The sequence below is a fragment of the Spirillospora sp. NPDC049652 genome, assembly GCF_040675125.1.
Taxonomy (GTDB): Bacteria; Actinomycetota; Actinomycetes; order Streptosporangiales; family Streptosporangiaceae; genus Spirillospora.
This window is the reverse complement of the sequence record NZ_JBFAOF010001167.1, coordinates 1-1,993: the sequence shown is the minus strand read 5'-3', so window position 1 is coordinate 1,993 and position 1,993 is coordinate 1. Positions and strand designations below refer to the sequence as shown.

Here is a 1,993-nt window from a genome sequence, read left to right as displayed (position 1 = left end):
AAGCGGGACGAGCAGGGTGAGCGTCTCGCGCGCGCCGAGCCCGGCGAGACTGCCGGCCAGCCACACCCGGGCGCGTTCGCCGTCGGCGGGGTCCGCGCCGACGATGAAGACCTCGGTGAGGGCCCGCAGCGCGAGCGCGACGGCGATCCCGGAGAGCACGAAGCGGTTGGCGGTGAGGCCCGTCCGCCCGGCGAAGGCGAACACGGCGGCCGCGGCGGCCAGGCCGCCGAGCAGCGCGACCGGGCCGAGCCAGGACGCGCCGAGCCCGGCGGTCATCGCGGCGGTCGCGGCGAGGCCCGCGCCCTGGGTCACGCCCATGACGTCCGGTCCGGCGAGCGGGTTGCGGGCGACCGACTGCAGCAGCGCGCCGGACACGCCGAGCAGCGCGCCGACGGCCAGGCCGACCTCCACGCGCGGGAGCCGCAGGTCCTGGACGATCAGGGTCGCGGGGCCGTCCCCGGCCAGCGCGCGCACCACGTCGCCGGGCGCGACGAAGGTGCTGCCGATCGCGAGCGAGGCCACGGCGGCGACGGCGGTCAGCACCGCCAGCACGGCGCCGAAGACCAGCGCGCGGCGGCGGACGGTGACCGCGACGGGCCCGAGGCCGAGCACGAGCACGCCCGCGGCGGGATGCCGGAGCCGCGCCGGTGCGGCGGGTGGAGGCGCGGCGGATGTGGAAGGCGTGGAGGTCATGCGGTCACCGTGCGGGCGCGGCGGACGAGGACCAGCAGGAAGGGCGCGCCGAGCAGGGCCGTGACGACGCCGGCGCGGACCTCGGCGGGCGGGACGACCAGCCGGCCGAGGACGTCGGCGACGAGCAGCAGCGCGGGGCCGAGCAGGAGGGACACGGTGAGGGTCCAGCGGTGGTCGGCGCCGACGAGGGCGCGGGCGAGGTGCGGGACGGCGAGGCCGACGAACCCGATGGGCCCGGCGGCGGCGACGGCCGCGCCGGTGAGCAGGATCGCGGCGGCGGCCGCGCCGAGCCGGACGCGGCCGACGTTGCGGCCGAGGCCGCGGGCGACGTCGTCGCCGAGCGCGAGCGCGTCCAGGCCGCGGGCGGCGGCGAAGGCGACCAGGACGCCGAGCACGACGAACGGGACCACCCAGGTCGCGACCTGCGGCGGGCGTCCGGCGAGCGAGCCGACGGCCCAGAACCGGAAGGTGTCGAAGGTCTGCTGGTTGACGGTGAGCACGCCGACGACCACGCCGGTGAGCGAGGCGTCCAGGGCCGTCCCGGCGAGGGCGAGGGTGACCGGGGACGCGCCGTCGCGGGTGCGCGCCGACAGGGCGTAGACGAACGCGCCCGCGAGCGCCGCGCCGGCGACGCCGAACCAGAGGAAGGACGGCAGCGCGGTCAGCCCGAACACGCTGATCGCGATGACCACGCCGAGCGAGGCCCCGGACGTGACGCCCATGATCCGGGGGTCGGCGAGCGGGTTGCGGGTGAGCGCCTGCATGAGCACGCCCGCGACGGCGAGCGCGGCGCCGGCGGCGAGGCCGACGACGGTGCGCGGGACGCGCAGCGAGCGGACGATCACGTCCTCCTCGGTGCCGCCGGGGTGGAGCAGCGCGTCCAGCACGTGGCCGGGCGGGATGGAGCGGCTGCCGAGCGCGAGGCTCGCGAGGACGGCGGCGACGAGGACGAGCACGGCGACCGCCAGCACCGTCCACCGCCTGCGCAGCATGCGCCGTTCACCGCCGTTCATAGGTCCGGGGAGCTAGTTAGGTAAACCTAACCTTATCGATCGAGGTCGAGAGTAGAGCACGGTTACGGTCCACCTCAAATCACCCCTGGACGAACGACCCGGGCACGGGGTACGTTCTTCTCAGTTCGAGATTGACTCAGATTGAGAAGGACACTGGGATGAACCAGCCGCCGCAGGACGAGCGCGAGTTCCTCGCCGCCTACGACCCGCGCGCCTTCGACCCCGTCTCGGTGACGGTGGACGTCGTCGCGCTGACGATCCGGGACGGCGCGCTGAACGCCCTGCTG

The 1,993-nt window shown here is 76.0% G+C and carries 2 protein-coding genes and 1 pseudogene; 1 reads left to right on the top strand and 2 read right to left on the bottom strand.

From position 1 onward, the window contains the following. Positions 1–693 (bottom strand): iron chelate uptake ABC transporter family permease subunit (locus tag AB0J52_RS38150; protein ID WP_500187882.1); only part of this gene is annotated, 693 nt, incomplete at its 3' end. Next, complete coding sequence (locus tag AB0J52_RS38145; protein WP_500187880.1) at positions 690–1,685, bottom strand: FecCD family ABC transporter permease; 996 nt, start codon at positions 1,683–1,685, stop codon at positions 690–692. The genes AB0J52_RS38145 and AB0J52_RS38150, both read right to left, overlap by 4 nt. A 179-nt stretch (positions 1,686–1,864) precedes the next feature. On the opposite strand from AB0J52_RS38145, the pseudogene AB0J52_RS38140 reads away from it, so the two are divergent. After that, a pseudogene (locus AB0J52_RS38140) lies at positions 1,865–1,993 on the top strand (DNA hydrolase); the annotation flags it as partial.

What these genes read in the sequence shown, in the direction of transcription:
- AB0J52_RS38145 (WP_500187880.1), bottom strand. Translation starts at nt 1,685, where the DNA reads ATGCTGCGCAGGCGGTGGACGGTGCTGGCGGTCGCCGTGCTCGTCCTC.